At 70.5% G+C, this 18,366-nt stretch carries 13 protein-coding genes; 10 read left to right on the top strand and 3 right to left on the bottom strand.

Annotation, left to right across the window (positions count from 1 at the left end; translation table 11 throughout):
• Positions 1-294: 294 nt before the first annotated feature.
• Positions 295-2,031 (top strand): glycoside hydrolase family 6 protein, encoded by a 1,737-nt coding sequence (locus LG634_RS27365; protein WP_226737379.1) that lies wholly within the window; start codon positions 295-297, stop codon positions 2,029-2,031.
• A 169-nt stretch (positions 2,032-2,200) separates the two neighbouring features.
• Here LG634_RS27365 and LG634_RS27360 read toward each other — a convergent pair whose 3' ends face one another.
• Entirely contained in the window at positions 2,201-3,241 is a 1,041-nt protein-coding gene (locus tag LG634_RS27360) for a LacI family DNA-binding transcriptional regulator (protein ID WP_226737377.1), read from the bottom strand.
• A gap of 413 nt (positions 3,242-3,654) precedes the next feature.
• On the opposite strand from LG634_RS27360, the gene LG634_RS27355 reads away from it, so the two are divergent.
• The 4 genes from LG634_RS27355 to LG634_RS27340 all read left to right on the top strand — a co-directional run bounded on the left by LG634_RS27355 (position 3,655) and on the right by LG634_RS27340 (position 8,579).
• Complete coding sequence (locus LG634_RS27355) at positions 3,655-5,007, top strand: ABC transporter substrate-binding protein (protein ID WP_226737376.1); 1,353 nt, start codon at positions 3,655-3,657, stop codon at positions 5,005-5,007.
• 112 nt (positions 5,008-5,119) lie between these two features.
• Complete coding sequence (locus LG634_RS27350) at positions 5,120-6,154, top strand: carbohydrate ABC transporter permease (RefSeq protein ID WP_226737374.1); 1,035 nt, start codon at positions 5,120-5,122, stop codon at positions 6,152-6,154.
• Between the two features lie 4 nt (positions 6,155-6,158).
• Positions 6,159-7,052 (top strand): carbohydrate ABC transporter permease, encoded by an 894-nt coding sequence (locus LG634_RS27345; RefSeq protein ID WP_372482496.1) that lies wholly within the window; start codon positions 6,159-6,161, stop codon positions 7,050-7,052.
• Between the two features lie 84 nt (positions 7,053-7,136).
• Positions 7,137-8,579: a GH1 family beta-glucosidase gene (locus tag LG634_RS27340; RefSeq protein WP_226737372.1), complete on the top strand. Its 1,443-nt coding sequence runs from the start codon at positions 7,137-7,139 to the stop codon at positions 8,577-8,579.
• A 22-nt stretch (positions 8,580-8,601) separates the two neighbouring features.
• Here LG634_RS27340 and LG634_RS27335 read toward each other — a convergent pair whose 3' ends face one another.
• Together LG634_RS27335 and xylB are read right to left on the bottom strand one after the other, a co-directional pair.
• Positions 8,602-9,813, bottom strand: a complete 1,212-nt coding sequence (locus LG634_RS27335) for an ROK family protein (RefSeq protein WP_226737370.1) — start codon at positions 9,811-9,813, stop codon at positions 8,602-8,604.
• Between the two features lie 13 nt (positions 9,814-9,826).
• Positions 9,827-11,257, bottom strand: a complete 1,431-nt coding sequence (gene xylB / locus LG634_RS27330) for a xylulokinase (RefSeq protein ID WP_226737368.1) — start codon at positions 11,255-11,257, stop codon at positions 9,827-9,829.
• Positions 11,258-11,349: 92 nt separating this feature from the next.
• Between xylB and xylA the strand changes: the two genes are divergently transcribed.
• The 5 genes from xylA (at position 11,350) to LG634_RS27305 (ending at position 18,277) form a co-directional block, all read left to right on the top strand.
• Positions 11,350-12,522: a xylose isomerase gene (xylA, locus tag LG634_RS27325; protein ID WP_226737366.1), complete on the top strand. Its 1,173-nt coding sequence runs from the start codon at positions 11,350-11,352 to the stop codon at positions 12,520-12,522.
• A gap of 377 nt (positions 12,523-12,899) precedes the next feature.
• Positions 12,900-13,991, top strand: a complete 1,092-nt coding sequence (chvE, locus tag LG634_RS27320) for a multiple monosaccharide ABC transporter substrate-binding protein (protein ID WP_308072682.1) — start codon at positions 12,900-12,902, stop codon at positions 13,989-13,991.
• A gap of 101 nt (positions 13,992-14,092) precedes the next feature.
• Positions 14,093-15,640, top strand: coding sequence for a multiple monosaccharide ABC transporter ATP-binding protein (gene mmsA, locus LG634_RS27315; protein WP_226737364.1), 1,548 nt, complete (start codon positions 14,093-14,095; stop codon positions 15,638-15,640).
• A 2-nt stretch (positions 15,641-15,642) separates the two neighbouring features.
• On the top strand, positions 15,643-16,878 hold the full coding sequence (gene mmsB / locus LG634_RS27310; protein WP_226737362.1) for a multiple monosaccharide ABC transporter permease: 1,236 nt from the start codon (positions 15,643-15,645) through the stop codon (positions 16,876-16,878).
• Between the two features lie 58 nt (positions 16,879-16,936).
• A complete protein-coding gene (locus tag LG634_RS27305; protein WP_226737360.1) occupies positions 16,937-18,277 on the top strand; it encodes a jacalin-like lectin in 1,341 nt (446 codons plus the stop codon).
• The last annotated feature ends 89 nt before the right edge of the window (positions 18,278-18,366 follow it).

Below are 18,366 nucleotides of genomic sequence, written 5' to 3'. Positions count from 1 at the left end.
TCTGGGCCGCACCAAGTGGGAGCGCTTCCATGAGTCGGCGCGCCGTCAGGGCGCACCTTGCCGCACGTGTTCGCTCATTCACGTCCCCGCCCCCGTCGGCGCTGCCCGGCGGAGCGGTGCAGGCCTCGTCCCGTGACGGTGCACCCGACGGCTCCGGCATTGCCTACAAGGACCCGGGCCAGTGGGTCACTCCTTCCTGCCTTCGCCCCGGTCACGGACCGCGTTCCCCCCGCACTGTCCCCCTTCGACGCCGGGCTGCGCTGCCACCTGCGCGCCCTGAACGAAAGGCATGGCATGAGCCGCACAATCCCCCGGACCGCCTTATTGGCGGCCCTGAGTCTCGTCACGGCCGCCGGCGCCACCGCCACGGCGTTCGGCACCACTTCCGGCACCGCCGCCGCGGGCTGCAAGGTCGAGTACCAGATCACCAACCAGTGGAACACCGGATTCGGCGCCAACGTGATCATCACCAACACCGGTGACCCGGTCGCCTCCTGGACCGTGGAGTGGTCCTACGCGAACGGCCAGCAGGTCACCCAGGGCTGGAACGCCACCCTCACCCAGTCCGGGGCCGAGGTCACCGCGAAGAGCATGTCCTACAACGGATCGCTGGCCACGGGCGGTTCGACGTCCTTCGGCTTCAACGGGTCGCACACCGGCACCAACACCGTCCCCGCGACGTTCAAACTGAACGGCGTCACCTGCAACGGTGCCACCGAGCCGACGCAGCCCCCCACCACGCCGCCGACGACACCGCCGACCACGCCTCCGCCCTCCGGCGGCAAGGTCGACAACCCCTACGCCGGCGCCAAGATGTACGTGAACCCCGAGTGGTCTGCTCACGCGGCCGCCGAACCCGGCGGCAGCAGGGTGTCGAACCAGCCCACCGCCGTCTGGCTCGACCGCATCGCCCTCGTCACCGGCGCCAGCGACAGGATGGGCCTGCGCGCCCACCTCGACGCGGCCCTGGCACAGAAGGGCAGCGGTGAACTCGTGGTCCAGCTGGTGATCTACAACCTGCCCGGCCGGGACTGCTCGGCGCTCGCCTCCAACGGTGAACTGGGCCCCACCGAGATCGACAAGTACAAGACGCAGTACATCGACCCCATCGCCAGGATCCTCGCCGACCCCAAGTACGCGGGTCTGCGGATCGTCACCGCGATCGAGATCGACTCCCTGCCGAACCTGGTCACCAACGTCTCCGGGCGGCCGACGGCCACCCCCAACTGCGACGTGATGAAGGCCAACGGCAACTACATCAAGGGCGTCGGCTACGCGCTCAACAAGCTCGGGTCGATCCCCAACGTCTACAACTACGTGGACGCCGGCCACCACGGCTGGCTCGGCTGGGACGACAACCTCGGCGCCTCCGCCGAGATGTTCAAGCAGGCCGCCACCGCCGAGGGCTCCACGCTCGCCCACGTGCACGGCTTCGTGGTCAACACCGCCAACTTCAGCGCGCTCAAGGAAGAGAACTTCAGGATCGACGATTCCGTCAACGGCACCCCTGTGCGCCAGTCCAAGTGGGTCGACTGGAACCGCTACACCGACGAGCTGTCCTACGCCCAGGGTATGCGCAGCAAGCTGGTCTCCCTGGGCTTCGACCCCAACATCGGCATGCTCATCGACACCTCCCGCAACGGCTGGGGAGGCACCGCCCGCCCCACCGGCCCCGGCGCCTCGACCACCGTCGACACGTACGTCAACGGCGGCCGGTACGACCGGCGCATCCACCTCGGCAACTGGTGCAACCAGTCGGGCGCAGGGCTGGGCGAGCGGCCGCAGGCGGCCCCTGCGGCCGGCATCGACGCGTACGTGTGGGTCAAGCCGCCGGGTGAGTCGGACGGCGCGAGCAAGGAGATCCCCAACGACGAGGGCAAGGGCTTCGACCGGATGTGCGACCCGACCTACACGGGCAACGTACGCAACGGGAACAGCATGTCGGGAGCCCTTCCGAACGCACCGCTCGCCGGGCAGTGGTTCTCCGCCCAGTTCCAGGAGCTGATGAAGAACGCGTACCCAGCACTCTGACACACCGCCGGTGAAGGTCCGGGGCCGTACGGAACGTCCGGGTTCCGTACGGCCTCGGGCCGAGCCGCCCCGGCCCTCAGCCCTGAGGCGCGCTGAACGCCCACGCTCAGGGCTCACGGGCTCACGGGCTCACGGGCTCACGGGCTCACGGGCTCACGGGCTCACGGGCTCACGACGATTCCCGCACAACCAGCTCCGTCGGAAGGATCCGTTGCGGCTCCTCCCCCGCCACGGGACCCGTTCCGTTCCCCTCCCCGATCTTCTGGAGCAGCAGCCTGGTCATGGTGCGGCCCATCTCCTCGATCGGCTGCCGCACGCTCGTCAACGGCGGATCCATCAGGCGGGCCACCGCCGAATCGTCCACGCCCACCAGCGCCACGTCCTCGGGGACCCGCCGCCCCGCCTCGCGCAGCGCCGCCCGCGCACCGGCGGCCATCACGTCCGACGCGGCGAAGACCGCGTCCAGCCCGGGATCGCGCGCCAGGAGCTCGCGCATCGCCAGCCGGCCGCCGGCCTCGGTGAAGTCCCCGGCCGCCACCAGGGCCTCATCGGGCACGATCCCCGCCTCGGCGAGCCCCGCGAGGTAGCCGCCCAGACGTGCTCTGGCCACGTACATGTCCTGTGACCCCGTGATCGTGGCGATCCTGCTGCGGCCCCGGCCCACCAGGTGGGCGACGGCCGCCCGGCCGGCGCCGATGTTGTCGGAGTCCACGTAGGCCACCGGCTCGGCCGCCGAACGCCGCCCGTTCATCACCAGCGGCATCCCCAGCCTCGTGATGAGGGCGGGCAGCGGATCATCACCGTGCACGGACGCGAGCAGCACACCGTCGACCCGTCGCGCGGCCACGTAGCGCTCGAACCGCTGCCGCTCCGCCTCGCTGCGGATCAGCGTGAGCAGCAACTGCTTGTCCGCCAGTGCCAGCTCGGTGCTCACCCCGCGGATCAGGTCGAGGAAGTACGGTTCCGCGAACACCCTGGCCTCGGTCTCCGGGATGACGAGGGCGACCGCGTCCGTCAGGCTGCCGGCCAGGACCCTGGCCGCCTGATTCGGTACGTACCCCAGCTCTGCGACGGCCCGGGCAATGGCCTCCTTGGCCTGCTCGCTCACCCCCGGCGATCCGTTGATGGCCCGCGAGACCGTACCCCGGCCGACACCGGCCAGTGCTGCGACCTGTTCCAGGGTGGGCCTGCCGTTCTGGCGTTCGCTCACGCTCGTGAACTCCCCTCTGTGCCATCGCACTCCGGCCGGGCGCGGCCCCGGTCGGCCGGTCGGGCAAGCAGGTGCGCACCCGCCCATGGCAGTGGAACACGCTACGCCCGGACCGGAGTTGGGAGCGCTCCCAGCCTACTCCCGATCCTCTCCCGACACCACAGTTGCAGCCACCACGGCAGTTCTGGAGAACGAAGTGCCTGCACCAAGCGCCGCTTGCGCCAGGGATTCAGATTCACCCCTTGACACCCGCAGCCGCAAGGCCGCAACCTTCCGGCATCGAAGTGGGAGCGCTCCCATCCATGGATGCGACATCGGCTTTCACATCGGGTCCGAGCACCCCTGGCCGAGCCGCCAACAGCCCGCCGGACCCATGGCGCACCACGAACAGCACCGGGGACGAGGAGAGTGCAATGCGTACTTCCAGCAGCAGGCACGAGCGCGGACGCGGACGCCGCACCGTGGGCAACGCAGTCGCCGCGGTCGCCGTCATGGCCACCGGTGCGGCCCTGCTGACCGGCTGCAGCGGCAGCGGGGACGACACGGCCGCCGACGGCACCATCACGCTGCGGATCGGGACCTTCGGTTCCTTCGGCTACGACGACGCGACCGGCGCCAAGCTCTACGCCGAGTACACGAGGACCCACCCGAACATCAAGATCGTGGAGTCCAACGTCGCGGACGGCCAGAAGTACTGGGACACGCTCAAGCTGCGCCTTGCCCGCGGCAGCGGTCTCGCGGACATCCAGGCCCTGGAAGTGGGCTACATCGCGGAGGCCACCGGACCCGCCATGGCCGGCAAGTGGGCCGATCTCGGCACGGCGGGCGGCGCGGACCTCGGCGCGTTCCTCGACTGGAAGGTCAAGCAGGCCACCACGGGCGACGGCAAGGTCATCGGACTCGGCACGGACATCGGGCCGATGGCCATCTGTTACAACAAGGACCTGTTCGCCGCGGCCGGGCTGCCGACCGACCGGGCCGAGGTCGCCGAACTGTGGGCCGGCGACTGGGCGAAGTTCATCGCCACCGGCGAGACCTACAAGAAGAAGGCCCCCGCGGGGACCGCGTTCCACGACTCCGCCGGCGGCCTGTTCAATGCCGTGATCTCCAGCGAGCCGGTGCAGTACGCCAACGCCAAGGGCGAGCTGGACTACGAGAACAGTCCCGGCGTGAAGAAGGCATGGAACACCGCCGTGGCCGCGGCCACGGGCCGACTGACGGCGAAGCTGCGCCAGTTCGACGAGAAGGGCACGTGGAACGCGGCCTTCAAGAACTCGAAATTCGCCACCGTCGCCTGCCCCAGCTGGATGACGGGCATCATCAAGGACCAGGCAGGCCCGGACAACCAGGGCAAGTGGGACATCGCCGCACCGCCCGTGGCCGGGAACTGGGGCGGCTCCTTCCTCGCCGTCCCCAAGTCTGGCAAGCACGCCAAGGAGGCGGCCGAACTCGCCGCCTGGCTCACCGCTCCGGCCCAGCACGCCAAGGTCTTCGGCGTGAACGGCAACATCCCCTCCTCCAAGGACACCCTCCGCTCGCCGGCGGTCCAGAACGCCAAGCTGCCGTACTTCGGCGACACCCCGGTCGGCAAGATCTACTCGCAGGCCGCGGCCGGCATCACGCCCGCCCCGATCAGCCGCTGGGACGGCCAGGTGAAGACCTTCCTCACCGACAACGGCATCCTCGACATCGAGCAGCGCGGCACCGATCCGGCGAAGGCGTGGGAGAACGTCAGGAAGCTGGTCGACGACAAGATCGAACAGTAGTGGGGCCGGGGCGACGGCCCGCCACCACCGCTGCCTCCCCGGCGGGTGCAGCGGGCCGTCGACCGTCCGCACCACCGCGTCCCTGCACGCATCGACCTGGAAGGAAGCCCCCGTGGCCACCTCCACACGGACGGCGAGCGGTGGCTCCGCCCCGCCCGCCCCGGGCGCCGGCCCCCTCACCGGACGGCAACCCTCCGGCCCGAGCAGCCGGCGCAGCATGCTCTACCGCCTCGACCTGAAGGCGGTCCCGTACGTCTTCGTCGCCCCCTTCTTCCTCACCTTCGCCGCCTTCGGCCTCTTCCCCCTGATCTACACCGGCTGGCTCTCCCTGCACCGGGTCGAGCTCGGCGGCAGCGCGCAGTGGAAGGGGGCGGACAACTACAGCTCACTGGCGAGCAGCGACTTCTTCTGGAACGCGCTCGCCAACACGTTCACCATCGGTGTGATCTCGACCGTCCCGCAGCTTCTGATGGCCCTCGGCCTCGCTCATCTGCTCAACTACAAACTCCGCGGACGCGGGTTCTTCCGGGTGGCGGTCCTCGCCCCGTACGCCACGTCGATCGCCGCGGCCACGCTGGTCTTCGCCCAGCTCTTCAACACGGACTACGGGCTGATCAACACGGTCCTGGGCCGGGCCGGTTTCGACCCCGTCGCCTGGGAGTCCTCCAAGTGGCCCGCACAGATCGCGATCTCCACGATCGTGACGTGGCGGTGGACGGGGTACAACGCACTGATCTACCTCGCGGCCATGCAGGCCGTACCCCAGGACCTCTACGAGGCCGCCGCGCTGGACGGCGCCTCCCGCTGGCGCCAGTTCCTCAGCGTCACCATCCCCTCGATCCGGCCGACGATCCTGTTCACCATCGTCGTCTCCACCATCGGTGCCACCCAGCTCTTCGGCGAGCCGATGCTGTTCGGCGGCAGCGTCGGCATCAGCGGCGGCAGCGGCAACCAGTTCCAGACGCTGAGCCTGCTCATGTACGAGAAGGGGTGGGTGACCGGCGCGCTGGGCCAGGCCTCCGCCATCGCCTGGGTCATGCTCCTGCTCCTCCTGCTCGTCGGCGGCCTCCGGAAGGTCGTGTCCCGCTTGAACCGCAACCGCAACCGCAACCTCGCCCGCCGCACGCGCACGACGGCAGGGAGCTGAGCCCGTGACCCGCACACGCGACACGACCACCGCCAGGGCGCCTCGTACCGGGCGGCTGCGCCCGTCGGCCGGACGCCAGCACCACGCCGGACCGCTGACCTACGTCCTGCTCGGCCTGGCCGCCCTCGTCTCCCTCTTCCCCCTGTACTGGAACCTCGTCGCCGCGTCCCACACCGGCGAGCGCGTGGTCGAGGCACCGGCCCCGCTCCTGCCGGGTCCCCGGCTCCTCGACAACCTCTCCTTCGCCTGGAACCAGGTCGACATGGGCGAGGCACTGGTCAACACGACGATCGTGGCCGGCCTGGTGACCCTCTCCACCGTGCTGTTCTCCACCCTGGCCGGCTTCGCCTTCGCCAAGCTGCCCTTCAAGGGCCGGGGCGCCCTGCTGGCGCTGGTGGTGGCGACCATGACGATCCCGCCGCAGCTCAGCGTGATCCCGCTCTACCAGATCATCACCGACCTCGGCTGGGTCGACCGGCTCCAGGCGGTCGTCCTGCCCTCCCTGGTCGCGGCCTTCGGTGTGTTCTTCATGCGCCAGTTCCTGATCGAGGCACTGCCGACCGAGCTGGTGGAGGCGGCCCGCATCGACGGTGCGCACAGCCTTCGGATCATCTGGCACGTGGTGTTCCCCGTGGCACGGCCCGCGATGGCGGTCCTCGGCATGCTCGTCTTCGTACAGGCCTGGAACGACTTCTTCTGGCCGTTCATCGCGCTGACCCCCGACGGCAACCCCACGCTCCAGGTCGCCCTGGCCGGCCTCGGCGCGGGGAACCACACCGTCAACCAGGCCGTCGTGCTGACCGGCGCCCTGATATCGACGGTGCCCCTGCTGCTGGTCTTCGCCGTCCTCGGCAAGCACGTCGTCGGCGGCATCACGGCCGGCGCCGTCAAGACGTGACGGCCTCCCGTCCTCACGCCCGTCTTCCGCCACCGTACCGATCCGGCACGACTCCATCCGAACCTGCATTGGGAGCGCTCACCCATGACCGCGTCCGAGACCCGGCCCCTCACCGCCGCCCGCACGTTCCCGCCCGGCTTCCTCTGGGGAACGGCCACCGCCGCCTACCAGATCGAGGGCGCCGTCCGCGAGGACGGCCGGACCCCGTCCATCTGGGACACCTTCTCGCACACCCCGGGAAAGGTCTTCGCAGGCCACACCGGTGACGTCGCCGTGGATCACTACCACCGGTTCCGCGAGGACGTCCGCCTCATGGCCGACCTCGGGATGGGGGCCTACCGGTTCTCCGTGTCCTGGTCACGGGTGCAGCCGACCGGCCGGGGCCCCGCCGTCCAGAAGGGTCTGGACTTCTACCGGCAGCTCGTCGACGAACTGCTCGCTGCCGGCATCGCACCCGCGCTCACCCTCTACCACTGGGACCTCCCCCAGGACCTGGAGGACGCGGGTGGCTGGCCGGAGCGCTCGACCGCCGAGCGGTTCGCCGAGTACGCGGGCCTCGTCGCCGATGCCCTCGGGGACCGGGTCGCGCGCTGGACCACTCTGAACGAGCCCTGGTGCAGTGCCTTCCTCGGCTACGGTTCAGGAGTCCACGCCCCGGGCCGCACCGACCCGGTCGCCGCCCTGCGCGCGGCCCACCACCTCAATCTCGGTCACGGCCTGGCCGTTCAGGCCCTGAGGGCGGCGCTGCCCGCGGACGCTCAGCTCGCCGTCTCCCTCAACCTCCACGAGGTCCGCCCGCGGACCGCTTCGCCGGAGGACGCGGAGGCGGCCCGCCGCATCGACGCCGTCGGCAACCGGATCTGGCTGGGCCCGATGCTGGAGGGTGCCTACCCCCAGGACCTGTTCCGGGACACCGCGCGCCTGACCGACTGGTCCTTCGTCCGGGACGGCGACACCGCGGCCATTCACCAGCCGCTGGACCTGCTGGCCGTCAACTACTACACCCCGACGGTCGTCTCGCTCGTCGCGGCGGGCCGGGAGAAGCCGCAGGACGACGGCCACGGCGACAGCGAGCACTCGCCCTGGCCCGGCGCGGACGACATCGCCTTCCACCGGGCGCCCGGTGAACGTACTGCGATGGGCTGGGCGGTGGACGCGAGCGCGCTGTACGACCTGCTGACCCGGACCGCCGCCCGGTATCCCGGCCTGCCGCTCGTGGTCAGCGAGAACGGGGCGGCGTACGAGGACGAGACCGGCCCGGACGGTACGGTCCACGACCCGGAGCGCGCCGCCTACATCCACGCCCACCTCGACGCCGTGCACCGGGCGATCTCCGACGGCGCGGACGTGCGCGGCTACTTCCTGTGGTCCCTGCTCGACAACTTCGAGTGGGCGTACGGCTACGCCAAGCGGTTCGGCGCCGTACACGTCGACTACGTCACCCTGAAGCGCACACCCAAATCCAGCGCCCACTGGTACTCCCGGGTGGCCCGGACCGGACAGCTGCACCCTCCGGGCGGCGCGTAGGGCCGGCGCGTAGCGACAGACCTCAGAAGGCGGGGAGCTGCGCCGGGTCGGAGATGATCCGGTGGACGGTGGACCAGGCGGCGCCGAGGACCGGGCCGCGGCGCCCGAGAGCCGAGGGCCGCACCGCCTCCGGTGGCCAGGGCCGGACGGTGACCCGGGCCGCCAGTTCGGCGCGTACCGGCGGCAGGAGCCAGTCGGCCAGTTCGGCGTAGGCGCCGCCCAGGACCAGGGCGTCCGGGTCGATCAGGTTGACCGCCGAGGCGAGTGCGAGGCCCAGGGCGCGTCCGGCCCGGTCCAGGGCGCGCAGGGTCGCCGCGTCCCCGGCCCGGGCCCTCCGGGTCAGCAGGGCCACCGGGTCGCCGGCGCCCGCCAGCCCGGCCTCGCGCAGTACGGCGGCTTCGCCGGCGTACTGCTCCAGGCAGCCCCGTGCTCCGCAGGGGCACGGTGGGCCCTCCGGGTGCACGGGAAGGTGACCGAGTTCGCCCGCGAAACCGCGGGCACCCCGGAACAGCCGACCGCCCAGGACCAGCGCGGCGCCGATCCCCGCCTCGGCGGAAACGTGGACGAACGTCTCGGCAGGGCGTCCCTGCTGCCGCTGCTCGGCGAGTGCGCCGAGGTTGGCCTCGTTCTCCGGCTCCGGCACCGCGTCGGGGTCGGGCCAGTGGTCGGCGGGGCGGACGGTCTGCCAGCCGAGGTTCGGGGCGTTGGCGACCAGCCCGCCCGGGCCGTCCGGCACCACGCCCGGCACGGCCATGACCCGGCCCGCGACCCACAGGCCGAGGACCGCGGCCTCGGACTCCGCCTCGGCGCCCAGCGCGGCGGCCTCCGCCAGGACCTGCCCGGCCGGCCGTCCCGCGTTGGCCTGCTCCACCCGCCGCCACACGCGCGGAGCACCGCGCAGGTCCACGACGCAGGCGGCGAGATGAGCGACGCCGATCTCCAGTCCGAGGCCTGCGGGACCCCGGTCGTTCAGGGCCAGGGCCCGTCCGGGGCGGCCGACGCGGCCACTGGGCGCGGTCTCCGCCTCGGTCAGCGCACGACGGGCGATGAGCTCGTCGACCAGGGAGGAGACGGCCGGCCGGGTCAGGCCCGTCTGGCCGGCGACGTCCGCCCGGGAGAGCGGGCCGTGCGCCGCAACCGCGCCCATCACCACCGCGAGGTTCTGCCGGCGCATCCCCTGCTGCGAGGCGGGCGCGGCTTCCACGCCCCCGCTCGCCCTGCCCGTCCCCGCCATCGCGCCGCCGCTCCTATCGCTGTGCAGGCGGAACCTCCTGCAAGGCCCGCGCCCTCCGCAGCGTACTGGCGATCCTTGCGAGGGTGTCATCGTCCCGGGGCATGGGGTCCAGTACCCGGCCACCGGCGGTCCCCCAGCGCCGGGCGACGGCGTCGGCGGGCTCGCCCGTGAGCAGTGCGGCGGCCTGGGCGGCGGCCCCGAGGGCGACCGGTTCCCGGATGTCGGGCACCTGGACGGCGCGGCCGGACAGCCGCTGGACGGTCCGCTGCCAGGCCGTGCCGCGGGCGCCGCCGCCGATCAGCAGCAGGGGTTCGTCGGGAGCGGGGTCCTCGCCTCCGGCTCGCAGTACGTCGTCCAGCGCCCCGAGCAGGGCCTGGACGGCTCCGTCGTAGGCGGCCTGGAGCAGCTGTCCCGGTGTGGTGTCGTGGCGCAGCCCGTGGACCAGGCCGGACGCGCCCGGGAGGTCCGGGGTGCGCTCGCCGTCGAGGTAGGGAAGCACCACGGCCGTGCCACCTCCTTCGACGTCCTCGCGGTCTCGGCCGACGAGGGCGGCGAAGCGGTCGACGGCGAGGGTGCAGTTGAGCGTGCAGGCCAGCGGCAGCCAGCCGCCGAGGGCGTCGGCGAAGCCGGCGACGGTTCCGCTGGGGTCGACGGGCCGGGTCCGGCCGACGGTGTAGACGGTGCCGGAGGTGCCGAGGCTCAGCACCGGACGTCCGGGCGTCAGGCCCAGTCCGAGGGCGGCGGCCATGTTGTCACCGGTCCCGGTGGCCACGAGGGCGCCCTCGCGCAGGGGCATCCCGGCGCGGACGGCACCCGCCGGGGCGCCGGGCGGAAGGACCCGCGGCAGCAGGCCGGGGTCGAGGCCGATCCGGCCGAGGACGTCCTCGTCGTAGCCGTCCGGTCCCCACCAGCCGGTTCCCGAGGCGTCACCGCGGTCCGTCACGGCCTTGCCGGTGAGCCGCTCCGTCAGGAAGTCGTGGGGAAGCCGGACGGCCGCGACGCGGTCGGCCGCGGCACGTTCGTGCGCTCGCAGCCAGGCCCACTTGGTGGAGGTGAAGGCTGCCGTCGGGACGCTGCCGGTGCGGTGCGCGAGGTCTGCCGGGCCGAATGCGGCTCCGAGTGCGGCTGCCTGCGGGGCGGAGCGGACGTCGTTCCACAGGAGCGCCGGGCGCACGGGCCGGCCGGCCGCGTCGAGGGTGACCAGGCCGTGCTGCTGGCCGGCGATCGAGCAGGCGGCAGCGCGGTCCGCCCAGCCGGTCCCGGCCATGGCGTCGCCGAGGGCCCGCCACCACTGTTCCGGGTCGCTCTCGCGTCCGCTCCCCGCACTGACGGTGTGCGCGGCGCGGCCCTCACCCAGGACGGCGCCGGACTCCAGGTCGACGGCGACGGCCTTGGTGGACTGGGTGGAGCTGTCGACACCGATCACGACACGCTGAGCAGACATGCGTTTCCTCCGGTGGGGTTCCCTCGGGCCTGTCTGCATACTAATTTGTTTTTTGCCATTACAAATACCCCTCGGCTGCTCCGGAGCACCTCATGACCACCGACCCGCTCACCCCCACCCCCGCGCACAAGTTCACCTTCGGCCTCTGGACCGTGGGCTGGCAGGGACAGGATCCCTTCGGCTCCGCCACCCGGGCCGCCCTCGACCCGGTCGAGACCGTCGAGCGGCTGGCCGGGCTCGGCGCCTACGGCGTCACGTTCCACGACGACGACCTGATCCCCTTCACCGCCGGCGAGGCCACCCGCGAGCAGGCCGTCAAGCGCTTCCGCACCGCTCTCGACACCGCCGGGCTGAAGGTGCCGATGGCCACCACCAACCTCTTCACCCATCCGGTCTTCAAGGACGGCGCCTTCACCGCCAACGACCGGGACGTGCGGCGGTACGCACTGCGCAAGACGATCCGCAACATCGATCTGGCCGTGGAACTCGGCGCCTCGGTCTACGTGGCATGGGGCGGCCGCGAGGGCGCGGAGTCGGGGGCGGCCAAGGACGTGCGCACCGCTCTCGACCGGCTGAAGGAGGCCTTCGACCTGCTGGGCGAGTACGTCGACACCCAGGGCTACGACCTGCGTTTCGCGATCGAGCCCAAGCCCAACGAGCCGCGCGGCGACATCCTGCTGCCCACGATCGGCCACGCCCTGGCGTTCATCGACGAGCTGGAGCGGCCGGAGCGGGTCGGCCTCAACCCGGAGGTCGGCCACGAACAGATGGCCGGGCTGAACTTCGCGCACGGCATCGCCCAGGCCCTCTGGCACGGCAAGCTGTTCCACATCGACCTCAACGGCCAGACCGGCATCAAGTACGACCAGGACCTGCGTTTCGGAGCGGGCGACCTGCGCCAGGCCTTCTGGCTGGTCGACCTGCTGGAGTCGGCGGACTACGACGGCCCCCGCCACTTCGACTTCAAGCCGCCGCGCACCGAGGACGCCGCCGGCGTCTGGGCCTCGGCGGCCGCCTGCATGCGCAACTACCTTCTCCTGGCGGAGCGTTCCCGCTCCTTCCGGTCCGATCCGGAGGTCCGGGCCGCACTCGCCGCCTCCCGGCTCCCCGAACTCGCCCTCCCCACGGCCGAAGACGGCCTGGCCGGCCTCCTGTCCGACCGGTCCGCCTTCGACGACTTCGACGTCGAAGCCGCCGCCCGCCGCGGCATGGCGTACGAGCAACTGGACCAGCTCGCTCTCGAGCACCTCCTCGGCGCCCGCTGAGGCGGACCGTCCACGGGCCGGGGCGTCGCCGCTCCACGCCCCGGCCTGTCGAAGAGACCTGATGACTGATGTTGGCGCTAACAAGACATGTGCACCAACGACGGAGCGACAGGACCAAGACTCCCTCCATGTCGACCATCCAAGCCGGCGCACCGACAACGGCTCTGTTCTGCAAGCCGGTTGTCTGAACGGTGATCGCGCAGACTCTTGACGACATTCTTGTTAGCGTTAACACTCAGGTATCGCCAGGCCGGACACGCCGGACGACCCGATCCGCGCAGCGCGCGGACACGGCTTCGGACCGGCGCCGCTCGACCGCATCCGGTCCTCCCGGCCGGGTCGCACTGCGCCGGTCGCGGAACACCACTGGAGGAACTGTGCGGAAGCTTTCAGCCGGCCTTGTCACCCTGGGTCTGACCCTGTCGCTGGCAGCCTGCGGCCAGAGCGCCAACGGGGCAGGAGGGAAAGGAAGCGAGGAGGCCAAGGGCGGCCTCGTCGGCATCGCGATGCCGACCAAGTCGTCGGAGCGCTGGATCAACGACGGCAACAACATGGTCAAGGAATTCCAGGCCAAGGGTTACAGAACCGACCTCCAGTACGGCGACAACGTCGTGGAGAACCAGGTCGCCCAGGTGGAGAACATGATCACCAAGGGGGCCGACCTGCTGGTGATCGGCGCCATCGACGGTTCCTCGCTCACCAACGTGCTCCAGAAAGCGGCCGACGCCGGCATCCCCGTCATTTCCTACGACCGCCTGATCCGCGGCACTCCGAACGTCGACTACTACGCGACATTCGACAACTACAAGGTCGGCGTCCTCCAGGCGAACTACATCGTCGGGAAGCTCGGCGTCAAGGACGGCAAGGGCCCCTTCAACATCGAGCTGTTCGCCGGTTCACCGGACGACAACAATTCCGCCTTCTTCTACAACGGTGCGATGAGCGTCCTCAAGCCGTACATCGACAGCAAGAAGCTGGTCGTGCAGAGCGGCCAGACCTCGCTCAGCCAGATCGCCACGCTCCGCTGGGACGGCGGTCTCGCCCAGTCGCGGATGGACAACCTGCTGAGCAAGTCGTACACCACCGCCCGCGTCGACGCCGTGCTCTCCCCGTACGACGGCATCTCGATCGGCATCATCTCCTCGCTCAAGGGCGTCGGCTACGGAGCCGGCCGGCCACTGCCCGTCGTCACGGGCCAGGACGGCGAGCTGGCCTCGGTGAAGTCGATCATCGCGGGCGAGCAGACCCAGACCGTCTACAAGGACACCCGCCAACTGGCCAAGGCAGCCGTCCAGATGGGCGACGCGCTGCTGACCGGCGGGAAGCCCGAGGTCAACGACACGAAGCAGTACGACAACGGCGTCAAGACCGTCCCTGCGCAGCTGCTCCAGCCCGTCAGCGTCGACAAGGAGAACTACCGCAAGGTCCTGGTGGACAGCGGCCAGTACACCGCGGACCAGCTCAAGTAGCCCCGGACCGGACCGGCCGACGGGTCCGGCGACACCGAACCGGCGGTGCGGCACCCGGCATGCCCGGCTCCGCACCGCCCCGACGATACGGATGCACACCCATGGCCCGACCCGTTCTCGAGATGCGGTCGATCAGCAAGACGTTTCCCGGTGTCAGGGCTCTCTCCGAGGTCAACCTGACCGTTGCCCCCGGCGAGGTGCACGCCGTCTGCGGTGAGAACGGCGCGGGCAAGTCCACACTGATGAAGGTGCTCAGCGGGGTCTACCCGCACGGCGCCTACCAGGGCGAGATCTACTTCGAGGGCGAGCCCTGCCGGTTCCGGGACATCCGGGCCAGCGAGCAGCGCGGCATCGTGATCATCCACCAGGAACTCGCCCTGGTGCCCCACCTGTCGATCGCCGAGAACATCTTCCTCGGCAACGAGCACGCCACCCGGGGCTTCATCAGCTGGCACCGGACCCTGACGCACGCCGCCGCACTGATCCGGCAGGTCGGACTCGCCGAGAGCCCGCACACCCGGATCGCCGATCTCGGCGTGGGCAAACAGCAACTGGTCGAGATCGCCAAGGCGCTCGCCAAGGAGGTCAGGCTGCTCATCCTGGACGAGCCGACCGCCGCCCTGAACGACGAGGACAGCCGCAAGCTGCTCGACCTGATCCTCGAACTGAAGGCCCAAGGGATCTCCTGCATCCTCATCTCGCACAAGCTCAACGAGATCGCCCGGGTCGCCGACGCCGTCACCATCCTGCGGGACGGGCGGACCATCGAAACCATCGCGATCGGCCCCGAGGGCATCTCCGAGGAGCGGATCATCCGCGGCATGGTCGGCCGCGATCTCGAACACCGCTACCCCGAGCGCACCCCGGTGATCGGCGACATCGCCTTCGAGATCGAGGACTGGAGCGTCCGGCACCCGATCGACCGGCGGCGCAAGGTGGTCGACGGCGTCTCGCTGCACGCCCGCCGAGGCGAGATCGTCGGCATCGCCGGGCTCATGGGGGCCGGCCGCACCGAACTCGCCATGAGCGTCTTCGGCCAGTCGTACGGCCGTTGGACCGGCGGCCGGGTTCGGCTGCACGGCCGGGAGGTCCGCACCCGGACGGTACCGGAAGCGATCGGGCACGGCATCGCCTACGTGACCGAGGACCGCAAACAGCTCGGCCTCCACCTCAACGACGACATCAGCCGGAACATCTCGCTGAGCGCCCTCGGCAAGGTCGCCCGGCGGGGCTGGGTCGACCGCCACGAGGAGGCGCGGATCGCCGAATCGTTCCGGCGGACCATGGGCATCAAGGCCCCCTCGGTGTTCGCCGAGACCGGCAAGCTCAGCGGCGGCAACCAGCAGAAGGTCGCCCTCAGCAAGTGGATCTTCGCCGAGCCGGAGGTCCTGATCCTCGACGAACCGACCCGGGGCATCGACGTCGGCGCCAAAGCGGAGATCTACTCCGTCATCGCCGAACTCGCCACCGAGGGCAAGACGGTGCTGGTCATCTCGTCCGAACTCCCCGAACTCCTGGGCCTGTGCGACCGGATCTACACCATGGCCGCAGGCCGCATCACCGGTGAGGCGACCCGTTCGGACGCCACCCAGGAATCCCTCATGCGGCTCATGACCGTGAGCACCGCATCCACCGACACACAGGTATAGGCATGGCGCAGACCAGAACCACCCCAGACACCGCTCCCGGTACGCCGGAGACCGGCCGGAGACCGTCGGCGGGCCACATCGTGGCCCGGGCACTGCGAGGCAACCTGCGCCAGTACGGGATGCTGCTCGCGCTGGCGTTGATCGTACTGCTGTTCCAGATCTGGACGGACGGCATCCTGCTCCAGCCGCTCAACGTCACCAACCTGATCCAGCAGAACGGCTACATCCTCATCCTGGCCGTCGGAATGATGATCGTCATCATTGCCGGGCACATCGACCTGTCGGTCGGCTCGCTCGCCGCCTTCGTCGGGGCGGCAGCGGCAGTGATGATGGTCGAGCACCGGATGGCATGGCCCCTGGCGCTGGCGGTCGCGCTGCTGATCGGGGCGCTCGCCGGCGCCTGGCAGGGGTTCTGGATCGCCTATCTCGGGATCCCCTCGTTCATCGTCACGCTGGCCGGCATGCTGCTGTTCCGCGGCGGGACCCAGATCCTCCTCCAGGGTCAGTCGATCGCGCCGTTCCCCAAGGGCTTCCAGAACATCAGCAGCGGCTTCCTCCCCGCGGTCGGCCCCTCGACCGACTACCACAACCTCACCCTGCTCCTGGGGCTCTCGGTGCTGGCCATCGCCATCCTGCAGGAGGTACGCGGACGACGGCGGGCCGCCTCGTACGGCCTGGAACCGCTCCCCGCGGGACTCTTCCTCGTGAAGCTCGGCGCGATCACGGCGGCCGTGACGGCCTTCACCCTGCTGCTCGCCAGCTACCACGGCGTGCCGATCGTCCTGCTGATCCTCGGAGTCCTGTTGGTCGGCTTCGGATACGTGATGCGCAACTCGATCCTCGGCCGGCACACCTACGCCATCGGCGGCAACGAGGCGGCTGCGCGGCTGTCCGGGGTGAAGAGCAAGCGGGTCGTCTTCCTGGCCTTCGTGAACATGGGCGTCCTCGCGGCCCTGGCCGGGCTGGTGTTCGCCGCGCGGCTCAACGCCGGTACGCCGCAGGCAGGCATCAACTTCGAGCTGGAGGCGATCGCCGCCGCCTTCATCGGCGGAGCCTCGGCGAGCGGCGGTGTGGGTACCGTCCTCGGTGCGCTCACCGGCGGCCTGGTGCTGGGCGTCCTGAACAACGGCATGTCGCTGGTGGGCGTGGGGACCGACTACCAACAGGTGATCAAGGGCCTGGTCCTGCTGGCGGCCGTCGGCTTCGACGTCTACAACAAGCGCAAGGCCGCAGCCTGACCCGGCTTCCCGCCCGGCCGGCCCCCCACCCCCCGCTCCCACCGACCAGGAGACCGCCATGCACCGACTCCTTGCCTGGCTGACGGCGGCTGCCGCCGCACTTGCCGGACCCGCCGCGACGGCGACACCGGCGGTGGCCGCGGACTCCGGCGCCTTCAGCGTGCTCACCTACAACGTCGCCGGACTGCCCGAGAGCATCTCCAGCGCCCCGACACCGCGCGAGCCAAGCACCACGGAAATCGGCCGGCGGATCGCACCGTACGACATCGTCCACGTGCAGGAGGACTTCAACTACCACGCACGCCTGTACGCCGCCGACACCGCCCACCCGTACCGCACCCCCACCAGCGGCGGGGCGGGCATCGGCAGCGGGCTGAACACCCTGTCGAAGTCCCCTTACGACACCGATGACTTCGAGCGGGTCCGCTGGAACTCGTGCCAGTACGACTCGGGTGACTGCCTGACGCCCAAGGGCTTCAGCTTCGCCAGACAGCGCCTCGCCGAGGGGGTGTACGTCGACTTCTACAACCTGCACACCAACGCGGGCACGAGCGCAGGCGACCTCGCGTCGCGGGCCGACAACCTGAACCAGCTCACCGCGTTCATCAGAAGCCACTCGGCAGGCAACGCGGTCATCGTCATGGGCGACACCAACACCCGCTACACCCGTGCCGGCGACACCATCGCCGAGTTCACGGCCGCCAACGGCCTCGAAGACGCCTGGGTCGAGCTGATCCGCGGGGGCATCCCGCCCTCGAAGGGCAGCGAGCCCCTCGTCTGCGACCAGTCCGCGCCGACCGTGCCTCCCACCTGCGAGCTCGTCGACAAGGTTCTCTACCGGAGCAGTCGGCTGGTCTCCCTGAACGCGACCTCGTACGCCAACGACCACGCGGATTTCCTCACAGGCGACAAGCTCATGCTCTCCGACCACGACCCCGTGGCGGTCCGGTTCTCCTGGGAGCGCAATCCGGCCTACCGTCTGAGCGAGCAGTTCGGCGGACCGCACGGCACGCGCTTCAACGACATCGACCGCATCCCCGCCGGCGCCCGTGCCACCGGCATCGCCCTGCGGGCCGGCGCCCGCGTCGACGGGATGGGCATCACCCTGGACAACGGGACGACCCTCGCCCACGGCGGCACAGGCGGAACCACAGCCTCCCTGAGGCTCGGCAGTGGCGAGTACGTGACCACCGCCCACCTGTGCCGTGCCCAGAAGGACGGCCACACCCGCATTTTCCACGTGCGCTTCACGACGAACCTCGGCCGCACCCTGGCCGGCGGCACCGCCACCCCCGACTGCGTCACCCACACCGCCCCAACCGGCTGGCAGATCACCGGCTTCCACGGCCGTTCGGGCGACGAGATCGACAAGATCGGCTTCATCCAGACTCTTCGCTGACACACGCCGCTCAACAAATGGGCCCTGCCGGAGGTATGGCGCCGCACCCGCATCGGGTGCACGCTGCGCAACGCGCGTAGAAATGACGT

The sequence above is a fragment of the Streptomyces bambusae genome (assembly GCF_020532645.1).
In the GTDB taxonomy this organism is placed as follows: Bacteria; Actinomycetota; Actinomycetes; order Streptomycetales; family Streptomycetaceae; genus Streptomyces; species Streptomyces bambusae.
This window is presented reverse-complemented; position numbering and strand designations above follow the sequence as displayed.